We start from the raw sequence: 20,399 nt of genomic DNA on the forward strand, positions 1-20,399 counted from the left end.
AATTCTCAATTAAGACGATAAAATACGCATAAGATTTTTAAAATCCTCTGCAAAGTCGTTATCAATTTGGATTAATTCCTTAATTTTACGACAAGCATGAATAACGGTAGTGTGATCCCGCCCTCCAAAATGATCACCGATTTCTGGCAAACTATGGTTAGTTAAATCTTTAGCTAAAGCCATTGCCATTTGCCTAGGGCGTGCAATAGATCGGCTACGACGTTTGGAGAGCAAATCAGCAACCTTAACTTTATAATACTCAGCAACTGTTTTCTGAATGTTTTCAATGGTGACTAATTTATCCTGAAGAGCGAGTAAGTCACGTAATGCTTCATGCACAAAATCAATAGTAATAGGCTTACCAGTAAAATGAGCATTGGCAATAACACGTCGCAAAGCACCCTCTAACTCTCTAACATTAGAGCGAATACGCTTAGCAATAAAAAAAGCCACTTCATAAGGTAATTCAATATTAGACTGCTCTGCTTTACTAATAAGAATAGCTACACGTGTTTCTAGCTCAGGTGGTTCTACGGCAACCGTTAATCCCCAGCCAAAGCGTGACTTCAATCGCTCTTCGACACCCTCGATTTCTTTAGGATAACGATCACTGGTTAAAATAATTTGTTGTTGACCCTCTAAAAGAGCATTGAAGGTATGGAAAAATTCTTCCTGAGAGCGATCCTTACCAGCAAAAAATTGAATATCGTCAATTAATAAAGCATTTAAAGAGCGATAAAAACGTTTAAATTCATTAATGGAATTTGTTTGCAATGCTTTAACCATATCTGCTACAAAGCGCTCAGAGTGAAGATAAAGAACTTTCGCCTCAGGGTTATTTTTTAAAATAGCATTACCGATAGCATGCATTAAGTGAGTTTTTCCTAATCCGACTCCACCATAAATAAACAAAGGATTATAGGCGTCTCCTGGCCGCTCAGCAACTTGAAGAGAAGCAGCACGAGCTAATTGGTTCGAATTCCCTTCAACGAAGCTATCAAAAACAAATTTTTTATTTAAATAACTATTTTTATAATCAGCAGTCTTGTTAGGTGGAGCTTTGGGAGTAGCAGGTGATACCTCAGAGACAGTTACTTTGTCAACGGTAACAGGCTGAGCCACTTTAGTTCCTACCTCAATACTCACCGACGATATTAAATCTCCCCCAAACTGATGCACTAACTCTTTAATACGGGTATAAAAATTCTTTTTAACCCATTCAACAACAAATTTATTTGGAGCTAAAAGAATTAAGCAATTTTCTTGTAGTTCAGCTTGTAGAGGCCGTAACCAAGTATTAAATTGTGGGGGAGGATATTCTTCTTCCAAAAGCTTTGCACATTTCTGCCAAACAATTGCAGACACAAAAAACTCCTCAAGCAACAATGGTTGCTAATAATAGACAACCAAAAAAAGTTAAATACTGCCACCGAAGTCAGTCAGCAAGTCAATTAAGTTACCTTGCTATTAACGCAATAATTAAAATTAATAACAGCGTTATTACCTTTTAAATTGCTTTATAAAGTAAAAATTATGAACACTATAATAAAACAATTTATAGGCGGGTCGATCATTATACCTGGCAAAGAATAAAAATATAGTTTTTGAGATCGACTTTTCTATATCACAGCATATTTGCTCAATATTTAATAAAATTGAATACAAAATATTCAACTCCAAAATAAAGCCAATCAAACTACTAATTACATGAGGTCTGTTGATCTAACTAAGCAAAAATTAGTCAATTTAAATGGATATACAAAAACTAATTAGATAACTCAAAACTACATTTCCAACATATTGAAGGATAACTTTGTATATCAAAGAATAATGTAGCGCAAAAAAGTTTAGAGATAAAGCTATCTATGAAAGGAAAATTAAAAAATTTTAATTCAAATTAAAATTCAGTAAGCAATATTTATACAAAAGCCTAGTCATTAGTAGGGAGAGAATAGCAGTTTTAATATAAAAAACCTTTGTAACACAGCAATAAAGTAAAAGATGCAGGTTAGGCAAGAACTCTAATACCTCTCCTGTGGTAAATAAACAGCTAAACCTCTTTATTTAATCAGCAATCATAGTTATCTGTTTATAAAAGTAGAATATATCCCATAAAAACCATTTAAAAAGTTAACTAATCATGGGGACAATTAGCAAAATTGGATCAATAACAATGAAAATTTGTTTTTATTAAATAAAGAAATAACGACTTACAAACTAAATATCACCAAGTTTAAATCAAGTTAAGCATTTGTTTTTCAAGGAACTTTAAAAACTATTAACAGAAAATCGCTGCTTAATAATCATAACAAATTTAAATACTTATATTATTATTATAATTATTGGGTGAATCAAAGATGTTCATAATTAAGCCAATTAGAATTTAAAAGATTGCTAATATAATGTTAACAAGAAATAAGTTTAGCAGGGCAAATGTTGTGTATAGTTAAGGTCATTCTTATAAAGTATAAAAAGAATATTAAACTATTAAGCAGGAAACACACTCTGTCTTAACAGATCTATATTTAGTATAAGTGGTTGTATAATTATAGATTTTAAAAGTTATGCACCACTTTCTTTGTGCTAATAATAAAAAAAATATAAATATTTAAGATTTAATTATTATTACAGACTTAACTGTTAGGCCTTTTTAAAATATTTTCTTTAAAACCCATAAGATTACCTTTCTCCCAAAGTAGATAAGTACTTTAATTTCGAATTAATAAATCAATAGTTTGTTGATTTAGATGGTTTGACAGAACTTGTAAATTTTTCTATCATTGCCCACCTTTAAATTAATTTAAGTAGGTCTCAAATGAAGCGTACATATCAGCCTAGTAAGCTAAAACGCAAGCGTGATCATGGATTTCGTCAACGTATGGCAACCCGAAGTGGTCGCTTAATATTAAAGCGTCGACGTGCAAAAGGCCGTAAGCGTTTATCAGCTTAGTGTATGGTTTTGACAAAAAACGACGCTTAATCACAAAAAGTGATTATGATTACGTGTTTGCTCAAGCCAATAAAATTATAACCCCGGAATTTATAGTTTTATATCGACAAAATTCCTTAGGCTATGCAAGATTAGGGCTTATCTTGTCAAAAAAGAAAATAGCAAAGGCGTATCAACGAAATAGACTGAAGCGTTTAGTGCGTGAAAATTTTCGCACGCAAGATTTACCTGCAGTAGATATCGTTTTTTTAGCAAGACATGGGGCAGGAAAAGTAGAAAATAAATTAATTATTGCACATTTAGGTAATGCATGGAAAAAATTAAATACTTTCTACGTCAATTGACTAGTTTTCCAATAATCGTTTATCGGTTAGTTATTCGCCCTGTGTTAGGGCCAAGGTGCCGATATTATCCTAGTTGTTCTGAATACGCCTTATCAGCAATTCATCATTTTGGTGTTTTTAAAGGTATAAAGTTAATGTGTTGTCGTTTACTCCGTTGCCATCCCTGGTCAGCAGGAGGTTACGATCCTGTGTTACATAATGAAGAGAAATCTTGATGGATATTCGACGAGTTGTATTATATTCAGCGCTTGCGCTAGTTATTTATTCTTTGTGGTCTGCTTGGCAGCAAGATTACCCTACTAAGCCTGCTACGACAGTAACTTCTTCTAGTAACGTTAATAAAAATGCTCAAAATAGTTTATTACCCAATGTTGATAGCAATCAAACCAATAACCTAAATCAGGTAAGCCAAATTACAAATACGCAACAAAATTATTCGGCTTCTCAACCTATTCAAGTTAAGACTGATGTACTCTCCGTTTCAATTAATAAAAATTTTGGTGATATTACCCAGGCTAAGCTTTTAGATTATCCAGTAAGTGTAGAAGAGCGCCAAACACCGATAACATTACTGTATGACAAGCCTAATGAGCGCTATACAGCGAATAGTAGCCTCGTTGTCAATACAAATGGTAACGTTGAAAAACTTAAAATAAACTATAACTCACCTAAACAAAGCTATTTTCTTGATCCTAAGCAGAAACAATTAGTAGTAACTTTAACAGGGCAAACTGATACAGGCTTAGAAGTAACCAAAAACTTTATTTTTACTTCTGGAAGTTATTTAATTGAAATTAACTACCAAATTTTAAATAAAAGTCAGCAAGATTGGCAAGGCTACATGAATACACAATTGGTCCGTACTTTACCAAATGAGGATCAATCCAGCTTATTTCATATTGGTTCTTATACTGGTGCTTCCTATTCAAATCCAGAACATAGTCGTTATAAGAAGGTAAGCTTTAAAGATATGGCGAAAGCAAATCTGAATGTTGATGTAACAGGTGGCTGGATAGCAATGCAGCAACACTATTTTCTTAGCGCATGGGTACCGCAGCCAAATAGTAAAAATCTAATTTATACGCGCAGCGCTAATAATGATTATACAATTGGTGCAATCAGTCAGCCTTTAACTGTTAAGCCAGGTGAGAAAAAGGCAGTAGGCTCTAAATTATATATTGGGCCGGAAACTACTAGTACTTTAAGCGCTATAGCGCCCGGTTTAGATTTGACAGTAGATTACGGTTGGCTATGGTTTGTATCCTCCGCTTTATTCTCAATTATGAAAGCCATTCACTCTGTAGTGGGTAATTGGGGATGGTCTATTATACTTGTAACGGTACTTATTAAGCTTGCCTTTTTTAAACTGTCTGCCACAAGTTACAAATCCATGGCAAATATGCGTAAATTACAACCAAAGTTGCAGGCATTACGCGAGCGATATGGTGATGATAAAGCAAAAATTAGCCAAGCGACAATGGAGCTCTATAAACAAGAAAAAGTAAATCCCTTTGGTGGCTGTTTACCTATCTTAGTACAAATTCCTGTATTTATCGCCTTATATTGGGTTTTATTAGAGAGTGTTGAATTAAGGCAAGCGCCATTTATCCTATGGATTAAAGATTTAGCGACAGCTGATCCTTATCATGTCTTGCCCATCATTATGGGCGCTACTATGTTAATACAACAGCGTTTAAATCCAGCCCTGCCTGACCCAACACAGGCTAAAATAATGATGTTGTTACCTATTGTGTTTACTGCATTATTCTGGAATTTTCCAGCTGGTTTAGTATTGTACTGGATTGTGAATAATACTTTGTCTATTCTGCAACAATGGTATATCACACGTAAATACAGTGATAATCAACCTACCTCTAAGAAGCAGCTTATGACAGCAAAATGAGTAGTTTTCAGGATACAATTATTGCTATAGCTACTCCACCTGGACGTGGTGGAGTGGGTATAGTGAGGCTCTCCGGGCCATTAGCTTACTCCATTGCTCTTAAGTTAACGAAGCAAACAACTATTAAACCACGCAAGGCTATCTATACTAACTTTTTCGATAAGAAAAACAAATTGATCGATCAAGGTATTGTTATTTATTTTAGAGCGCCACATTCTTTTACGGGTGAGGATGTAATAGAATTACAAGGTCATGGTGCACCTCTTATTTTAGATTATTTAGTACAGCAGGGTATTTCTTATGGTGCACGCCTTGCTAAGCCCGGTGAGTTTTCAGAGCGGGCTTTTTTAAATGAAAAAATTGATTTAACCCAAGCTGAAGCAATTGCAGATTTAGTCCATGCTAGCTCATTAACAGCTGCGCGCCTAGCTCTACGATCACTGCAAGGTGAGTTTTCGCAAAAAATAAATAAGCTTAGTGAAAAAATTATCAATTTGCGTCTTTATGTTGAAGCTGCGATTGACTTTCCGGAAGAGGAAATTGATTTTTTAAGTGATGGTAAAGTTGGCTCTTTGCTTAATGAGATTATAGTAAGCCTTACAGGCTTAAGACAAAACGCTTCGCAAGGTGCAATGTTACGCGAAGGATTATCCATCGTCATTGCGGGAAAGCCAAATGTAGGTAAGTCAACACTAATTAATCGTTTAGCCGGTCACGAAGTAGCAATTGTAACAGAAGTAGCTGGAACTACACGTGATGTAATGCGTGAATATATTTTATTAGATGATTTACCCGTTCATCTTATTGATACTGCAGGTTTAAGAGAAAGTAAGGATATAGTTGAGCAAGAAGGCATTAGACGTGCTTGGAAAGAAGTTAGCCAAGCTGATTGTGTATTATTAATGATAGATGTTAATCAGAATAAGCAAGATAATGAGCTTAATAAGACAATTTCAGCTCGCCTTCCAGTGGGCGTTCCTCTAATTAAGGTTTTTAATAAAATTGATACTATACGCCAACCAGTTAAACAAGTAGATGATGCTATTTATTTATCGGCTAAGTCAGGCGCAGGTATTGATCTCTTAATCAGTAAAATTAAGTCAGTAGTTGGTTTCCAACCAGCAGAAGGTCAATTTCTAGCGCGTAGAAGGCATTTAGATGCTTTAGATAGAGCAAAAGAATTCTTGTTAATTGGGCAACAACAATTAATTGAGACTCGGGCGGGCGAATTATTGGCTGAAGATTTGCGACTAGCTCACCAATGCTTATGTGAAATTACAGGTGAATTTACTTCAGATGATCTACTTGGGAAAATTTTTTCTAGTTTTTGCATAGGTAAATAGAAGAAAATAATCTTTTATTTATCAATCACCTAATTCAATTATTGGTTAATTAATTCACTCTTAGACTTGCTGTTATCTATAAGGCAAAATGAAGAAAAAAGATACAAAAAATGATTGTCTGGTAGTTAAAAGAATGTTAAGTTTGTATTTTTTAACCTTCTTGTACTTTTTTTGTTTGGACTAAATTATGCCTTTTTCAACACAATATAAAGCTTTTCGCGATGATAAATATAGTTTTTTTCAAAATGCACCAGCTAACTCAGTTGAAATGACTGAGATGCGAGTAAAAGAAAAAAGCTTTCAATTTTTATCCGCTAATAAAGCGCTTATTGAACAGGAATTTAGTCAACTTTATGCTAGTTTAAGTAGAAATAAAGACAAGCAGGAAGAATTCTGGCTTTATTGCTATTACTGTTGTTCAATGCTTGAAGCGTATTATCGAGGCTATGATCAACCTGCCAAAGTTGCTGAGTATAGCGATTTACGTAAGCGAATTTGGCTAGAGTTAGAGAAATACCGAGAAAATTCAAGTAATAAACAGGCTGTTAGTGCTAGCTTTATTAAGGAACTAAGTCAGAAAGTTGGAGACGATCTAAAAGATCTTGCTACAAGCATTAAGCATGCCTCTAAATTGCGCAGTGAAGTCGGCCTCTTAAATATGTATCGGATATATTGGACATTTTGTCGTTTAACCCTAACTAATTCTTTTCAACATTTAGCTAAAAATACTCATTGGTTAGAGCAATTGAGTAAATGGATAAATAAACCAATTGATGCCGATAATATAGTTAAACAACTTGAAAAACCTAATGACATTTTTCGGGCATTAAGTGTGGGTTTCTTTGCTGCTCGTTTTATTATTAATGCTGGTATAGTGCTGAAACACACTTTTTCGCCTACCGAGGCTGAGAAAAATCTAAGTAGATGGGAGCGTTTTAGTAAAGAGGTATCTAAACGGCATGCTGAATTTTTAAATGATATTGTGTGGGGAACGGTCAACGGTATAACAAATTATGCCGAATTTTTTCACATTTCTGCTACCGCAGCAGGCTGGATTACAGCAGGTTTTCTGATGTTTGACTTTGCATTATTGCTTTGGCGGCATCATCTTGCTGAACAAGAGTATTTACTAAAGAAATCAGAGTATCAAGAAGAGCTTAAACACTATGAGCAGTTATTAGTAGACGCTACTGATAAAACTGAAATTTTTAAGTTAAAGAAGCATTGCGATTTAATTAGAGAACAGCAAAAGGAACTTGAGCTAAGTTGGCAAGTAAATAGCTCAACTTATTTATTCAATGCTGCAGCAGCATTGTTATTGGCTGCAGGATTTAGTGCATCAATGATCGTGGGGTTTCCTGTATTGATACCGGTAGCCTATGCTGTTTGTACTATCGCCGTTGCAATGTATTTATCTGCGCCTGCTTACAGCCAGTATAAGGATAAGAAATTGCGGCTTACTCAGGCAGAAGTGGATAATGCCAATAAAGAGAATATAGCTTTAGCTCTAAAGGAATATCATGAGGCACGACAAGAATTTATATTAACCATGGTTAAAAATGCAATTTTACCTGGACTTATGATTGCTACTTTTGCTATTTGCTGGGAAGCTGCCTTAGTGTTAACTGCTGTTTATCTTACTTATAAGCTTTGGGATGCTTATGAGAAGCATAAGACAAATAAGCCACAAGCGAAAGTGCTGACAGTCAAAGGAGATAATCCTGAATTAGGAGATAGGATAGCAAAAGAGCCTGAGGAAGATGAGCATATTAATAATTCTTTCTTAAGTTGTTGTCCAGCTTAGAATTATAGGTAAGGCTTAATTTATTCTTACTTAATCTTACTCGTTATTAGTTCGACATAAAGATATTAGTTAATTTTTATGTTGAATTAGCTAATACTTCTTAGTAAGAAAAGTTATCCTCTATTTTCAATAGAATGCTTCAGGAAATTTACAGGTCTAATTTACTGGTTTGGTTAGATACTGAGAGAGCTAACAGTTCAGCTTTTTGCTGTCTTAATGTTGCTATTACTTTGGTTAAACTAGGTCTTTTTGTTTCATCTGACACCATCTCCTCCACTAAATCATAAATAGCTTTCTCTTCGGGGGCTGGACTTTGTTTATAAAATACAAATTTAGGTTGATTATAATAGTCATCTATTTCTACTTTTCCAAAGGCGAATAATTCTGCTAAAGTCACTCCTAATTCGTAAATCTCAGAGGCTTGTGTTGATCGTGACGCATACTTTGCCTCTGCATAGCCTTTAGTTCCAGCTCGAGGAAATTCAGCTTGTAGGCGCACCTCACAGATTTGACTGGTTTCTTCAATAAGTTCAAATTCTCCATTAAGATACTGTGCCATATTTTCATCATTAATAATCGTATCAGTCCCTTTAACTTTCCAGACAGTTTCAGAAGAGGTAACTACTTCCCTTTGTTCAATCTTTGATGTATTACCGAAGTCGACCAAATATGCTCTAAACTGACCATTAGGCTGCTTTAATACTAAAATATTGCTAGGCTTTAAGTCGCCATGAAAATTGCCTGGATAATTTTTTTCTGGCTGATGCAATTTTTGTAAATCTTCACAAAGAGTGATTGCGATATCAAGATAATCTACTTCTGATAAAGAATACTTTTTCCGGCTTTCCTTATCCTGAATAATATCGGAAAGAGGGGTGCCACAATAATCCATAAGAATATAAAAATGGATATATTCTCGATGGTCATTTTCAATTTTTTCCATTTGAACAACTTCTTGCATCGAAGTGCGTTCAAGATGTTGTAAAACTTTGAGCTCGCAATGTGCTTTCCTTTCAATTTCCTCTGGTGTGAAATTAAATTGATTCACTTTTCTTGGCATAGGTTCACTTTGGGGACTTTTTATCTCTTCTTCTTCTTTTTTTAACAAATCACTTTCAGAAGCTGTTTTAAGCAGATTTTTATATGAAGGGCTAGGTGCAGCAACCTTCATTGTTTTTAAGACGTATTTTTTTTTATCTTTATCCATTATATCTATTAAGAGATCGACACGCCCAAAAGATCCTGAATTTAAATTCTTTACTACTTCATAAAGTACACCTTTATATTTAAAAATAGAGATTCCTTTGAGTGAACTAAGCACATGCAATCCATTGGGTTCATCACGTAATTTTTCTTCTATTAACACGGGTATATTTGGTTCACTAAAAATACTGTGCATAATTTGATCATAATTTAATGGTTTGTTATTTAGTATAGCTAATAATGCAAAAATTAGTTAAGTTGTTATATTTGCAATCAGTTTATTGGCTTCCAGATGACATGTGTTATGAAGATGATTTCTGTATGGCAAGAAGACGGTATTTAACAGAGGATTTTCGTTTACGGGATAATGTTTGTTCGTTAGCAGATTAAAAACCTTTGATTTTTTAGTGTGCACTCATCCCACTAAGGAAAATTAATTTATTTATCTATCTCTAAATTAAGCTTAATAGGGAGTTTAGCTCTATACTCTAAGACTCTTTTATCCATTACCTTATGCCAAAGTGGTGGAATTAAAGCTAAAAAAATCATACCTAAGTAGCCTGAAGGTAATTGGGGGCTTTCGTCAATATGCTTTAAAATTTGGTAAGGTTTTGCGCCATTTAAATGATGATCGGCATGACGTTGTAATTGAAACAGTATAACGTTGCTTAACCAATGGTTAGCATTCCAAGAATGGTGAGAAGAAACTTTCTCATATTGGCCATTAGCTAGTTTTTGTCTTTCTAACCCATAATGCTCGATATAATTAACCGTCTCTAGTATAAAAATAGCTACAAGCGCTTGTCCTATAAAAAATAGGAAAGCAGACCAGCCACCTAATAGATAGCAAATGGCACTTATTGCTAAAGGTGAAAAAATAATCCACCAAAACTGGTTATGATAACTGTAAAAAGATTGCTGATTTCTTGCAAGCCTTTTTTTCTCAATTTTTAAAGCAGAAAGAAAAGAGTCTACAACTGCTCTAGGTAAAAATTGATAAAAACTTTCGCCAAGTTTGGCTGTAACAGCATCATGAGGCGTGCAGACCCAAATATGGTGGCCACGAACATGTTCAATCATGAAGTGTCCGTAAAACACCATAGTTAATAATATCTTACCCGCGAATTGTTCTATTGGGTTATTTTTATGAACGAGTTCATGCGCTAAATTAATACCTACGCCACCTGTTAAGGCGCCAATTGAAAGGCAAAAACCTAGCCACTCATACCAAAGTAATGTATTACTACTCACAATATAAATTGCTGCTGATAGAAAAATAATTTGTACCGGGACATAAATTAACGTAATAGCTTTAAAATACCTCTCTTTCTTCAGTAATTGTTCTTGCTTATCATCAGGGTTGGAATAATCTTGTACTAAATAATCAATAAGAGGCACAATAATAAAAAGTATAAAAGTAGGCAGAAAATTATAGAGGCCGCCTAATGAGTAACCTACAAAGGGTAAGAAAACTAATAAAAAAACAAGCATAAAACAAGTTTTTTTTATCAGAGGCATAGGTTTATAGTTTAGTTAATTGTTATAAGTAAATTATAGTAAATATTAGATAAATAATTTGCTTAGGCCTTAGACTATTCATAGTGTCATAACGAATTGTTCAAAATAATATTTAAGTTGTCGCTATGTTACCTAGTTTGTAAATCAAGTGCTAATTTATATAAATCATTTTTGGCCGTTGAGGAGAGTAAGCTGGCGATTTTAACTGCTTGCTTTAAAGGCAGCTCCTTAAGTAAAATAGTTAATAGCTTTTTATCTTCCTCATCTGACTTAAGTAAAGGTTTTGCAGGCAAAATAATAACAAACTCGCCTTTAACGTGAGCTGTGTTTTCATCTAACCAAGCTTTAATAATATTGCCATTAGCATAAATAAAACGTTCAAAGGTTTTAGTAAGCTCTTTAGCTAGTACAAACTCATAATCACAACCGTACACGTCAAGAACAGTATTGATACACTCAAGTATTCTATGAGTTGATTCATAGAGCACAACAGTATATTCACTTTGTGATAAGGATTTTATTTTTGTTAGGCGAGCTTGCTGCTTAGCGGGTAAGAAACCAACAAATAAAAAGTTATCACATGGAACGCCTGCAGCACAAAGAGCCGTAACTAAAGCACAGGGGCCTGGAATAGGAATTATTCGTATATTAGCCTTTCTAGCTAACTTAACTAATAGAAAACCTGGATCACTAATTAAGGGCGTACCAGCATCACTAATTAAAGCAAAATTTTGACCCATTTTTAGAGCATCAAGAATAATTTCACTTTTTTCATGTTCGTTATGAGCATGAAAAGACCATATGGGTTTATTGATACCAAGTGCTGTTAACAAAGGTAGGGAGTGGCGCGTATCTTCAGCTAAAATGGTATCGACCTGTTTTAAGGTGTTAATAGCTCGCTGACTAATATCGTCTAAGTTACCTATAGGCGTTGCTACAATATAGAGTATGCCAAGGGCGGTTGCTGAAGCATTATCCATCGTTTATCCTATTGCGTTCGTACGATTTGGATTTTCGTATGCTACCAGAATTCTTAGTTTTTAAACATAGAAGACTATTATTAGACTAAATCGGTAAATTTCACGTGTGTTGAATTGAGACAACTTTATAAACATGGTTGCATGAAAATAACTAAAAATTACAGTTAAGTGAAAATGTATGTCAAAAAAGCTAGGTTTAGCGGCAGAGAAACAAGCTTGTAACTATCTTCTTAAACAAGGGTTAGTATTGCTTACAAGTAACTATCAATGCCGTTGGGGTGAAATAGATTTAATTATGAAAGATAGGGAATATGTAGTATTTATTGAAGTAAGAGCGCGCAGTTCTGCTTTATTTGGTGGACCTTTTGCAAGTATTACAACAGCTAAAAAAAATAAAATTATAAAAACTGCTAATCATTTTATTTTAACAAAAAACTGGGGGGATAAATATCCGGTTCGGTTTGATGTAATCGGGATTGATCATGAAAAACTTCAATGGCTTAAAGAAGCCTTTTAAGTGGTTGGCTTTCCTCTTAAACTAGTGTTTTATATTTATTTAAGTTACATTTTGCTCAGAAAAGATAAATAATAAATTTGATATAACTTCCTAAAGATAATTATATCGATGAAATATAAGCTTTGTCGGGTAGAAAAATAAAATGTCAAATTTGATTCAAAGAACCTGGAATTATTAGTTATGTCGCAAATGGAAGAAAGGGTTAAACAACTCTTTGGTATAAGTATCGAAAACCAGATTTCTGCTGCTGACTCTTTATCAGCACTAATAGCGAAAGCTGGCGCTCGTTTAGTTAACTGTTTATTAAACGATGGCAAAATATTATTATGTGGAAATGGTGGATCTGCTGCTAATTGTCATCACTTCTCGGTTGCTATGCTCCATCACTTCGCAGTAGAACGCCCAGCATTACCAGTATTTGCCTTAACAGGGGATACCTCGTCTGTTACCGCGATAGCAAATGACAGTCATTATGAGCATGTTTTTGCGCGCCAAATTCAAGCTTTAGGTCAAGAAGGGGATATTTTGCTGGTTATCTCAACCTCAGGTAATGCAGATAGTATTCTCAATGCAATCAATGCGGCTAATGATCGCGGTATGGACACTATTGCTTTAAATGGTCGAGATGGTGGCGTTTTAGCTAATCATTTAGGCCCCGAGGATATTGAAATTCGCGTTGTTGCAGACAATGCAGCTTTAATTCGTCAAATTCATTTATTTATATTACATTGCTTTTGTGACTTAATTGACCAGTCTTTATTTGGGCAAATGTTGGAGTAACTATGAAGTGCCGTGCTGTAGTTTATTTATTAATTAGTAGTCTACTTTGTAGTTGTGTGGCTGCTGTGGTAGCAGGGGCTGCTGCAGGTGTGATTGTTTATGATCGCCGGTCATTAAAATCAATAGAAAGTGACCTGCGAATATTTCACTCAATACATAAAGCTATTATTGATAATGCTCGTTTTAACAGCTCACACATAGGCGTTGTTAGTTTCAATCAAATTGTCTTATTAGTTGGCCAAACGCCTTATTCATCCTTACGAGTTAGCGCTGAAAAAATAGCTCAAAATACACCCGCTGTCCGCCGCGTATACAATGAATTAACTATCGGCGAACCGCTGCCTTTAAAACAAAGAACAAAAGATATTTTTATTACAGGTCAAGTTCGAAGTTATATGCTTAGTCGAAAAGGTTTAGAATCGGGATCTATAAGAGTAGTGACTGAAAATTCAGTTGTTTATTTAATGGGAATAGTAACTCATGAGCAAGCTGAATTAGCTGTAGACGTGGCAAGGCATGTGGAAGGCGTTCGTAAGGTAGTTAAAGTATTTCGCTATATTAATTAATTTATATGATCTTAATATCATAAAACAAGTTTTAGCACGGAGCTAATCTATTTGATTTAAGCCCTATAGGAATGTAGCGTATGTGCAAAATAAAGTTTTACTAGTCGTCTAACCAGCATTGATTATTTGTATATTAAACTCACCTCAGTTAACTAATGCTTTAAGATAAGGGATTTGCTAAGTATGCATCGATGTGGGTTTTATTTATTTATCGTTTCGACTATTTCATTGTTAACTGGCTGTATAGGTAGTTTATGGACCGGCGCTACGCTCGTTTATGACAGGCATAATATTTATAAAAAAATTTATGATTATCAACTTGCTTTACAAGCCAATCAGACTCTATTTCAAGATCGTCTATTAAAACAAGAGGGTTGCTATCTGGATTTAGCTGTATTTAAAGGCGATATTTTATTAGCGGGCCATTTGCCTAATAGAAAATTGCGCGATCTAACTAAAGCACGCTTGCAGTCATTAAGGGGATACCGGGAATTATTTTTTCAAGTTGCTCTTTATTCGGCACCAGCAAATGATCTTACGGATGCTTGGCTTACAGCGAAGATAAGAAGCCAAATATTTGCAGATGCCCAAATTGACCCTAATGACTTTAAAATTGTTACCGTCGATAATATCGTTTATGTAATGGGAGATGTTAGACCTAAGCAAGCAGAGCGCGTTTTAAATTTAGCGAAACATACTCAAGGTGTTGTGCGGGTTGTAAAGCTAATGCGTTATTTAAATTTAAGTGAAGCGCCTGCCGGTTAAGGTCTGTGGCCTATTTAAAAAGGCCACAGTGCAACCGACCCAAACCAGGAAGTGGCTAACCTGGGAGGTTAAGGTTAACTTTATCAATGGTAACGACCTTTATCCAGTCGTTTGCGTATTTTTCTTAATTTAATTGTGCCTTTAAGGTTCGTAAGGTTTTCATGAGTATCCTCTTCATTTAAGTGTTCTTCACTTCTTATGGGATAGGTTCTAGAATGTTTACGGTAAGGCAGGTGGTTTTTATTGTGTTTATGATATATACTATCACCGTAACGATTGTGCATTTTTTCGCGCATGCTGTACGCTGTACCTTGTTGCTTCTCAGACATAACTTATTCCTATCATGAGATTAATTTAAAGTTGAAACTCTAAACGAACTTACTATCCATTCTATAATGGCTATAGAGTGAATAAAGTTATTAATTTCAATGACAATAAAAAAACAACCTCAATTTAAATATAGGCAATTTGCTTTTAATTTACCAAATTCTCAGGTAAGTAGGTAATAAGTTATAGTAAAGATTAGCGAAATTAGAAATTGGCGTTGCTTATCCAAATTGATTACTTTATAATCCGCGCCTGAAAGGTAGGTACGCTAAGTGAAAGATGATCAAAGTCTGAGCCAAATTAGGCGCTTACTGTTAGTTCAGCTAACAGTTTGGGCTCTGATTGCATTAGGATTGCTCGTAGCTTTAGGAAAGCAGGCAGCCCTTTCTGCATTTTTAGGGGGTTTAGTCGCTTTTTTGCCTTCAATGATATTTGCAAAAAAATTATTTAAATACCATGGGGCGAGAGCAGCAAGGCAAATAGTTAGAAGTTTCTATCTGGGGGAATTTCTAAAAATAATATCATCAATTGTACTATTTACCTTGATTTTTATATTTTTTGAGGTAACTCCTCTGGCATTTTTTTTAACATATATAGTTGTAGTGATGACGCACTGGTTTTCTCCACTACTGGTTGATAGTAAACAGAATAGGCCCGAAAGTGACTGAAATGGTATCAAGTACAAATTATATTAAGCACCACTTAACCTACCTGACTTATGATCTAAAAACGATGAGTCTAGGCTCGTCCGGTGGTTTTTGGACTATAAACCTTGATACGGTATTTTTCTCTGTGGTTTTAGGATTTATCGTATTAGGCCTTTTGTATTTTGGCGCTCGTAAAATTACAACGGGTGTTCCGGGTAAATTACAAAATTTCGCTGAACTGATGCTTGAATTCGCTGATAATCAGGTAAAAGACTGCTTCCATGGCAAAAATAAGCTAATTGGTCCATTGGCATTAACGATTTTTACTTGGGTTTTCTTAATGAATTTTATGGATATTGTGCCTGTGGATATCTTACCCCTTATGGCACAATCAGTAGGAATTCATTATCTAAAAGTGGTACCTACTAATGATTTAAACTTAACACTTGCCTTAGCATTATCAGTATTTTTGTTAATCATTTTTTACAGTATTAAAATTAAAGGCTTAAAAGGGTTTGCAAAAGAATTAACTTTACAACCTTTTAATCATCCTTTGTTTATTCCATTTAATATGTTATTAGAATTAGTAGGTTTAATTGCTAAACCTATCTCTTTGGCATTACGATTATTTGGTAATTTATATGCCGGTGAATTAATTTTTATTTTAATTGCTTTGCTAACGCTTAATGTGACAGCGGAGTCATCTATAGTAGGTACGGCGACATTAAGTATAGCCCAATTTTTATTATCACTTGGCTGGTCGATTTTTCATATATTGGTTATTACATTACAAGCATTTATCTTTATGGTCTTAACAATTGTTTATCTTAGTTTAGCTCATGAAGATCATTAGTTCGTTTTAATTTTATTGTTCATTTAAGGGGATTTATATGCAAGCTGCAAATTTAATCGCGCAAGTTCAAGGTATGACTGTTATTGCAGTCGCATTACTAATTGGTCTTGGTGCCTTAGGTACAGCGATAGGTTTTGGCCTTTTAGGAGGTAAATTTCTTGAAGGTTCCGCACGTCAACCAGAAATGGTTCCTATGTTACAAGTAAAAATGTTTATTGTTGCAGGTTTACTTGATGCAGTAACAATGATCGGTGTAGGTATTGCCTTGTTCTTTACTTTTGCTAACCCTTTCCTAAGTAATTTAGGTTCTTGATAACAAGAAGCGCCTTTGCGTTTTAAAAGTTACGGGGGAGACTGCGTTGGATATTAATTTTACACTGATTATACAAATGCTGGTATTTGCAGTATTTGTTTGGTTTACGATGAAATTTGTTTGGCCTCCTTTGGCAAAGGCTATGGAAGAACGCCAAAATAAAATTGCAGACGGTCTTGCTGCGGCCGAGCGAGGTCGCAAAGAGCTAGAGTTAGCACAATTTCGTGTTAAAGATGAAATAAAGCATGCTAAAGCTCAAGCTTCAGATATCATTGAGAAGGCGACTAAACGGGCTGCACAGCTGGTTGAGGAAGCCAAAGAAGATGCTAAACAAGAGGCAAATCGTCAAGCTAAGATAGCGCATGAAAAGCTACAGCAAGAAATAAATCATGCTAGAGAAAATTTACGTAAACAAGTAGCCGAACTAGCTGTAGCAGGAGCAGAAGTTATCCTTCAGCGCAAAATTGATGAAAAAATAAATAATCAATTGCTAGATAGTTTAATTGAAGAGATTTGAAATTTAGATAAAGAGATTTGACATCATGTCTGAGAGCGTAACGATTGCTAGGCCTTATGCCAAAGCTGTTTTTGAATATGCGTTTAATGCTGGAAAATTACAGCGCTGGTCAGAATATTTGCGTAGTTTAGCCTTATCGATATTAGACGAAAATGCAGCAAATTTCATTGATAATCCCGCATCAACAATAGAGCAGCATATTGAATTGCTGATCACTACTGTAGGTCAAGTTGAGTCTGAAGATGCTGCTTATCTGAAAAATTTTATTACTCTGTTAGCAGAGAATAAACGTCTAAAGGCTTTGCCTGATATTTTTAATATGTTTGAGGCAATGCGTGCGGAACAAGAAAAAACGCTTACAGTAAATGTAATTAGCTATTCAGAATTGTCTCAAAATCAGCAGCTAAAATTGATTGATTCACTAAGTAAACGCCTACAACGTAAGGTAACTTTGCAAATTACTATTGATAAAACACTTATTGGTGGTGCTGTAATTCAAGCTGGCGACTTAGTAATAGATGGCTCAGTTCGTGGCAAATTAGAAAAACTTAGCACCAGTTTGGCCGCATAAATTAAGAGGATAGATTTCATGTCAGAACAAGTTGCATTAAACCCATCTGAAATTAGCGAACTAATTAGACAGAAAATTGAACAATTTAATGTTGTCTCAGAAGCAAGAAATGAAGGTACAATTGTAAGTTTAAGAGATGGCATTGTTCGCCTTCATGGTCTAGCCGATGTAATGCAGGGTGAAATGATAGAATTCCCTGACGGTATTTATGGATTAGCGCTTAATTTAGAGCGGGATTCGGTGGGTGCTGTGGTCTTAGGAGATGCTTCAAGTTTATCAGAAGGCCAAAAAGGTAAATGTACAGGCCGGATCCTTGAAGTTCCAGTTGGAGAGGCTTTATTAGGCCGGGTTGTCGATGCATTAGGTAATCCTATTGATGGAAAAGGACCGATTAACGCTAAAAGAATGTCCCCTATTGAAAAAGTAGCGCCTGGTGTTATTTCTCGCCAGTCAGTTGATCAACCAGTACAAACTGGTTTAAAAGCCATCGACGCCATGATTCCTGTTGGCCGTGGGCAGCGGGAATTGATTATTGGTGATAGACAGACGGGTAAGTCAGCTATTGCTATTGATGCGATTATTAATCAAAAAGGCACAGGCATTAAATGTATTTATGTTGCTGTTGGCCAAAAAGCTTCTTCTATCGCTAATACGGTACGTAAGCTTGAAGAACATGGCGCAATGGAACATACCATTGTTGTTGTAGCGAGTGCTGCAGATTCTGCTGCATTACAATTTATTGCTCCTTATGCTGGCTGCGCTATGGGTGAATACTTTATGGAGCGCGGTGAAGATGCCTTAATTGTTTATGATGATTTAACTAAACAAGCTTGGGCTTATCGGCAAATTTCTTTACTTTTAAGACGCCCACCTGGCCGTGAAGCTTATCCTGGGGATATTTTTTATCTACATTCAAGGTTACTTGAGCGTGCAGCGCGCATCAATGCTACAGAGGTTGAACGCTTGACAAATGGTGAAGTAAAAGGCAAGACTGGTTCGCTTACTGCCTTACCTATTATTGAAACGCAAGCAGGTGACGTATCGGCTTTCGTACCGACTAACGTTATTTCTATTACGGATGGTCAAATATTTTTAGATGTCGATTTATTTAACTCAGGTGTTCGTCCAGCAATTAACTCTGGTCTTTCAGTATCGCGAGTTGGTGGTGCAGCTCAGACTAAAATTATGAAAAAACTGGGTGGCGGTACTCGTTTAGCATTGGCACAGTTCCGTGAGCTAGAAGCGTTTTCACAATTTGCTTCTGATTTAGATGATGCAACACGCAAACAGCTAGAACGAGGCCAACGAATTACAGAAATAATGAAACAGAAGCAATATTCTCCTTTGTCTGTAGCTGATATGAGTGTTTCTTTGTTTGTAGTTGAAAAAGGTTACTTAGACGATATTCCGACTACTGAAATTGGTAGCTTTGAAACTGCTCTACGAGCATTTATGCATTCTTCTTATGCCTCATTAATGAATAAGATTAATGAAAGTGGGGCTTACGATAATGACATTGAAGCGGAAATGAGCAAGGCTGTCGAGGAGTTCAAACGTACAGGCAGTTGGTAAGTGAAAGTAAGCGTGTAGTTGGTTTAATATCCGACAAATAAATTAAGGTGATATATGCCTGGAGCAAAAGAAATTCGTTCGAAAATTGCAAGTACAAAAAATACGCAAAAAATTACTCGGGCGATGGAAATGGTTGCAGCAAGTAAAATGCGTAAAACGCAAGATAGAATGCGTGCATCTAAACCTTATGCCACTAAAATATACGAAGTTGTGAAACATATTGCGCGAGCCAATTCTGAATATCGCCATCCTTTTATGACGGCTCGAGAGATTAAGCGCGTAGGTTTAATTGTTGTTACTTCGGATAGAGGCTTAGTTGGTGGTTTAAATGCTAATTTATTGCGTGAAACTGTGCGAATAATGCGTCAGTGGCAAACTGAGAATAAAGAAGTAGATTTGTGTATCATAGGTCGTAAAGGGCAAGCTTTTTTCAAGCGCGTAGGTGGTAATATTATTGCCACAGCTGATCATTTAGGTGATAAACCTGGTGTGAAGGATTTAATTGGTGTCGTTAAAGTAATGCTAGATGCTTTCTACGATGGTCAGATTGATGCTTTACATATTGTATATAATGAGTTCATTAATACAATGACCCAAAAGCCTCTCATTAAACAACTACTTCCTCTTCCAGTGGCAGAAGAAGATAGTCAAGACCTAGGACATTATTGGGATTATATTTATGAACCCGATGCAAAAGAATTATTAGATGCTTTATTGGAACGCTATATTGAATTACAGGCTTATCAAGCTGTTGTAGAAAATATCGCTTGTGAGCAAGCAGCAAAAATGATTGCTATGAAAAGTGCAACTGACAACGCTGGTGAATTAATTAAACAGTTCCAATTGGCTTATAACAAAGCCCGGCAAGCTGCCATTACGCAAGAGTTAGCAGAAATTGTCGGTGGTGCATCCGCTTTATAAGAGGG

23 protein-coding genes are annotated in these 20,399 nt (G+C 35.4%); 18 read left to right on the plus strand and 5 right to left on the minus strand.

Features of this window, described 5'->3' with window-relative positions:
* Window positions 1-9: 9 nt before the first annotated feature.
* Window positions 10-1,365: a chromosomal replication initiator protein DnaA gene (gene dnaA, locus ACQUW5_RS08875; RefSeq protein ID WP_444990878.1), complete on the minus strand. Its 1,356-nt coding sequence runs from the start codon at window positions 1,363-1,365 to the stop codon at window positions 10-12.
* 1,450 nt (window positions 1,366-2,815) lie between these two features.
* Here dnaA and rpmH point away from each other — a divergent pair.
* The 6 genes from rpmH to ACQUW5_RS08905 all read left to right on the plus strand — a co-directional run bounded on the left by rpmH (window position 2,816) and on the right by ACQUW5_RS08905 (window position 8,344).
* Complete coding sequence (gene rpmH / locus ACQUW5_RS08880) at window positions 2,816-2,950, plus strand: 50S ribosomal protein L34 (RefSeq protein ID WP_444990879.1); 135 nt, start codon at window positions 2,816-2,818, stop codon at window positions 2,948-2,950.
* A complete protein-coding gene (rnpA, locus tag ACQUW5_RS08885; protein ID WP_444990880.1) occupies window positions 2,950-3,294 on the plus strand; it encodes a ribonuclease P protein component in 345 nt (114 codons plus the stop codon). The genes rpmH and rnpA overlap by 1 nt, the downstream gene beginning before the upstream one ends.
* Window positions 3,261-3,509: a membrane protein insertion efficiency factor YidD gene (gene yidD / locus ACQUW5_RS08890; RefSeq protein ID WP_444990881.1), complete on the plus strand. Its 249-nt coding sequence runs from the start codon at window positions 3,261-3,263 to the stop codon at window positions 3,507-3,509. Before rnpA ends, yidD begins: the two co-directional genes overlap by 34 nt.
* Window positions 3,509-5,197 (plus strand): membrane protein insertase YidC, encoded by a 1,689-nt coding sequence (gene yidC / locus ACQUW5_RS08895; protein ID WP_444990882.1) that lies wholly within the window; start codon window positions 3,509-3,511, stop codon window positions 5,195-5,197. Before yidD ends, yidC begins: the two co-directional genes overlap by 1 nt.
* Window positions 5,194-6,540: a tRNA uridine-5-carboxymethylaminomethyl(34) synthesis GTPase MnmE gene (mnmE, locus tag ACQUW5_RS08900; protein WP_444990883.1), complete on the plus strand. Its 1,347-nt coding sequence runs from the start codon at window positions 5,194-5,196 to the stop codon at window positions 6,538-6,540. The genes yidC and mnmE overlap by 4 nt, the downstream gene beginning before the upstream one ends.
* 187 nt (window positions 6,541-6,727) lie before the next feature.
* Window positions 6,728-8,344, plus strand: a complete 1,617-nt coding sequence (locus ACQUW5_RS08905; RefSeq protein ID WP_444990884.1) for a hypothetical protein — start codon at window positions 6,728-6,730, stop codon at window positions 8,342-8,344.
* Window positions 8,345-8,492: 148 nt separating this feature from the next.
* Here ACQUW5_RS08905 and ACQUW5_RS08910 read toward each other — a convergent pair whose 3' ends face one another.
* A complete protein-coding gene (locus ACQUW5_RS08910) occupies window positions 8,493-9,743 on the minus strand; it encodes a protein kinase domain-containing protein (RefSeq protein WP_444990885.1) in 1,251 nt (416 codons plus the stop codon).
* Window positions 9,744-9,787: 44 nt separating this feature from the next.
* On the opposite strand from ACQUW5_RS08910, the gene ACQUW5_RS08915 reads away from it, so the two are divergent.
* Window positions 9,788-9,937, plus strand: a complete 150-nt coding sequence (locus ACQUW5_RS08915; protein ID WP_444990886.1) for a hypothetical protein — start codon at window positions 9,788-9,790, stop codon at window positions 9,935-9,937.
* A gap of 48 nt (window positions 9,938-9,985) precedes the next feature.
* On the opposite strand, the gene ACQUW5_RS08920 is transcribed toward ACQUW5_RS08915, so the two are convergent.
* Both ACQUW5_RS08920 and rsmI read right to left on the minus strand, forming a co-directional pair.
* Window positions 9,986-11,038 (minus strand): alkane 1-monooxygenase, encoded by a 1,053-nt coding sequence (locus ACQUW5_RS08920; RefSeq protein WP_444990887.1) that lies wholly within the window; start codon window positions 11,036-11,038, stop codon window positions 9,986-9,988.
* Window positions 11,039-11,193: 155 nt separating this feature from the next.
* A complete protein-coding gene (gene rsmI, locus ACQUW5_RS08925; protein WP_444990888.1) occupies window positions 11,194-12,045 on the minus strand; it encodes a 16S rRNA (cytidine(1402)-2'-O)-methyltransferase in 852 nt (283 codons plus the stop codon).
* A gap of 178 nt (window positions 12,046-12,223) precedes the next feature.
* On the opposite strand from rsmI, the gene ACQUW5_RS08930 reads away from it, so the two are divergent.
* The 4 genes from ACQUW5_RS08930 (at window position 12,224) to ACQUW5_RS08945 (ending at window position 14,673) form a co-directional block, all read left to right on the plus strand.
* On the plus strand, window positions 12,224-12,562 hold the full coding sequence (locus ACQUW5_RS08930; RefSeq protein WP_444990889.1) for a YraN family protein: 339 nt from the start codon (window positions 12,224-12,226) through the stop codon (window positions 12,560-12,562).
* 180 nt (window positions 12,563-12,742) lie between these two features.
* Window positions 12,743-13,342, plus strand: a complete 600-nt coding sequence (locus ACQUW5_RS08935; RefSeq protein WP_444990890.1) for a D-sedoheptulose-7-phosphate isomerase — start codon at window positions 12,743-12,745, stop codon at window positions 13,340-13,342.
* A 2-nt stretch (window positions 13,343-13,344) separates the two neighbouring features.
* A complete protein-coding gene (locus tag ACQUW5_RS08940) occupies window positions 13,345-13,908 on the plus strand; it encodes a BON domain-containing protein (protein WP_444990891.1) in 564 nt (187 codons plus the stop codon).
* A 183-nt stretch (window positions 13,909-14,091) separates the two neighbouring features.
* Window positions 14,092-14,673, plus strand: coding sequence for a BON domain-containing protein (locus tag ACQUW5_RS08945; RefSeq protein WP_444990892.1), 582 nt, complete (start codon window positions 14,092-14,094; stop codon window positions 14,671-14,673).
* An 83-nt stretch (window positions 14,674-14,756) separates the two neighbouring features.
* On the opposite strand, the gene ACQUW5_RS08950 is transcribed toward ACQUW5_RS08945, so the two are convergent.
* Window positions 14,757-15,002, minus strand: a complete 246-nt coding sequence (locus ACQUW5_RS08950) for a hypothetical protein (RefSeq protein ID WP_444990893.1) — start codon at window positions 15,000-15,002, stop codon at window positions 14,757-14,759.
* 270 nt (window positions 15,003-15,272) lie between these two features.
* Here ACQUW5_RS08950 and ACQUW5_RS08955 point away from each other — a divergent pair, with 270 nt between their 5' ends.
* The 7 genes from ACQUW5_RS08955 to atpG are packed head-to-tail and all read left to right on the plus strand — an operon-like array spanning window position 15,273 to window position 20,394.
* On the plus strand, window positions 15,273-15,668 hold the full coding sequence (locus tag ACQUW5_RS08955) for an ATP synthase subunit I (protein WP_444990894.1): 396 nt from the start codon (window positions 15,273-15,275) through the stop codon (window positions 15,666-15,668).
* A gap of 1 nt (window position 15,669) precedes the next feature.
* Window positions 15,670-16,500, plus strand: a complete 831-nt coding sequence (gene atpB, locus ACQUW5_RS08960; protein ID WP_444990895.1) for a F0F1 ATP synthase subunit A — start codon at window positions 15,670-15,672, stop codon at window positions 16,498-16,500.
* Window positions 16,501-16,537: 37 nt separating this feature from the next.
* Window positions 16,538-16,813: a F0F1 ATP synthase subunit C gene (gene atpE, locus ACQUW5_RS08965; RefSeq protein ID WP_028385819.1), complete on the plus strand. Its 276-nt coding sequence runs from the start codon at window positions 16,538-16,540 to the stop codon at window positions 16,811-16,813.
* Window positions 16,814-16,859: 46 nt separating this feature from the next.
* Complete coding sequence (locus ACQUW5_RS08970; RefSeq protein ID WP_444990896.1) at window positions 16,860-17,330, plus strand: F0F1 ATP synthase subunit B; 471 nt, start codon at window positions 16,860-16,862, stop codon at window positions 17,328-17,330.
* Between the two features lie 25 nt (window positions 17,331-17,355).
* Entirely contained in the window at window positions 17,356-17,901 is a 546-nt protein-coding gene (locus tag ACQUW5_RS08975) for a F0F1 ATP synthase subunit delta (protein ID WP_444990897.1), read from the plus strand.
* A gap of 18 nt (window positions 17,902-17,919) precedes the next feature.
* Window positions 17,920-19,473 (plus strand): F0F1 ATP synthase subunit alpha, encoded by a 1,554-nt coding sequence (gene atpA / locus ACQUW5_RS08980; protein WP_444990898.1) that lies wholly within the window; start codon window positions 17,920-17,922, stop codon window positions 19,471-19,473.
* Window positions 19,474-19,527: 54 nt separating this feature from the next.
* Window positions 19,528-20,394 (plus strand): F0F1 ATP synthase subunit gamma, encoded by an 867-nt coding sequence (gene atpG / locus ACQUW5_RS08985; protein ID WP_444990899.1) that lies wholly within the window; start codon window positions 19,528-19,530, stop codon window positions 20,392-20,394.
* Window positions 20,395-20,399: the final 5 nt, after the last annotated feature.

This window comes from Legionella pelazae, assembly GCF_052527395.1.

Bases quoted from the DNA above. Each gene is read 5' to 3' on its own strand.
- rpmH (WP_444990879.1), top strand. From the start codon at position 2,816: ATGAAGCGTACATATCAGCCTAGTAAGCTAAAACGCAAGCGTGATCAT.
- yidD (WP_444990881.1), top strand. From the start codon at position 3,261: ATGGAAAAAATTAAATACTTTCTACGTCAATTGACTAGTTTTCCAATA.
- yidC (WP_444990882.1), top strand. From the start codon at position 3,509: ATGGATATTCGACGAGTTGTATTATATTCAGCGCTTGCGCTAGTTATT.
- mnmE (WP_444990883.1), top strand. From the start codon at position 5,194: ATGAGTAGTTTTCAGGATACAATTATTGCTATAGCTACTCCACCTGGA.
- ACQUW5_RS08905 (WP_444990884.1), top strand. From the start codon at position 6,728: ATGCCTTTTTCAACACAATATAAAGCTTTTCGCGATGATAAATATAGT.
- ACQUW5_RS08910 (WP_444990885.1), bottom strand. From the start codon at position 9,743: ATGCACAGTATTTTTAGTGAACCAAATATACCCGTGTTAATAGAAGAA.
- ACQUW5_RS08915 (WP_444990886.1), top strand. From the start codon at position 9,788: ATGCAAAAATTAGTTAAGTTGTTATATTTGCAATCAGTTTATTGGCTT.
- ACQUW5_RS08920 (WP_444990887.1), bottom strand. From the start codon at position 11,038: ATGCTTGTTTTTTTATTAGTTTTCTTACCCTTTGTAGGTTACTCATTA.
- rsmI (WP_444990888.1), bottom strand. From the start codon at position 12,045: ATGGATAATGCTTCAGCAACCGCCCTTGGCATACTCTATATTGTAGCA.
- ACQUW5_RS08930 (WP_444990889.1), top strand. From the start codon at position 12,224: ATGTCAAAAAAGCTAGGTTTAGCGGCAGAGAAACAAGCTTGTAACTAT.
- ACQUW5_RS08935 (WP_444990890.1), top strand. From the start codon at position 12,743: ATGTCGCAAATGGAAGAAAGGGTTAAACAACTCTTTGGTATAAGTATC.
- ACQUW5_RS08940 (WP_444990891.1), top strand. From the start codon at position 13,345: ATGAAGTGCCGTGCTGTAGTTTATTTATTAATTAGTAGTCTACTTTGT.
- ACQUW5_RS08945 (WP_444990892.1), top strand. From the start codon at position 14,092: ATGCATCGATGTGGGTTTTATTTATTTATCGTTTCGACTATTTCATTG.
- ACQUW5_RS08950 (WP_444990893.1), bottom strand. From the start codon at position 15,002: ATGTCTGAGAAGCAACAAGGTACAGCGTACAGCATGCGCGAAAAAATG.
- atpB (WP_444990895.1), top strand. From the start codon at position 15,670: ATGGTATCAAGTACAAATTATATTAAGCACCACTTAACCTACCTGACT.
- atpE (WP_028385819.1), top strand. From the start codon at position 16,538: ATGCAAGCTGCAAATTTAATCGCGCAAGTTCAAGGTATGACTGTTATT.
- ACQUW5_RS08975 (WP_444990897.1), top strand. From the start codon at position 17,356: ATGTCTGAGAGCGTAACGATTGCTAGGCCTTATGCCAAAGCTGTTTTT.
- atpA (WP_444990898.1), top strand. From the start codon at position 17,920: ATGTCAGAACAAGTTGCATTAAACCCATCTGAAATTAGCGAACTAATT.
- atpG (WP_444990899.1), top strand. From the start codon at position 19,528: ATGCCTGGAGCAAAAGAAATTCGTTCGAAAATTGCAAGTACAAAAAAT.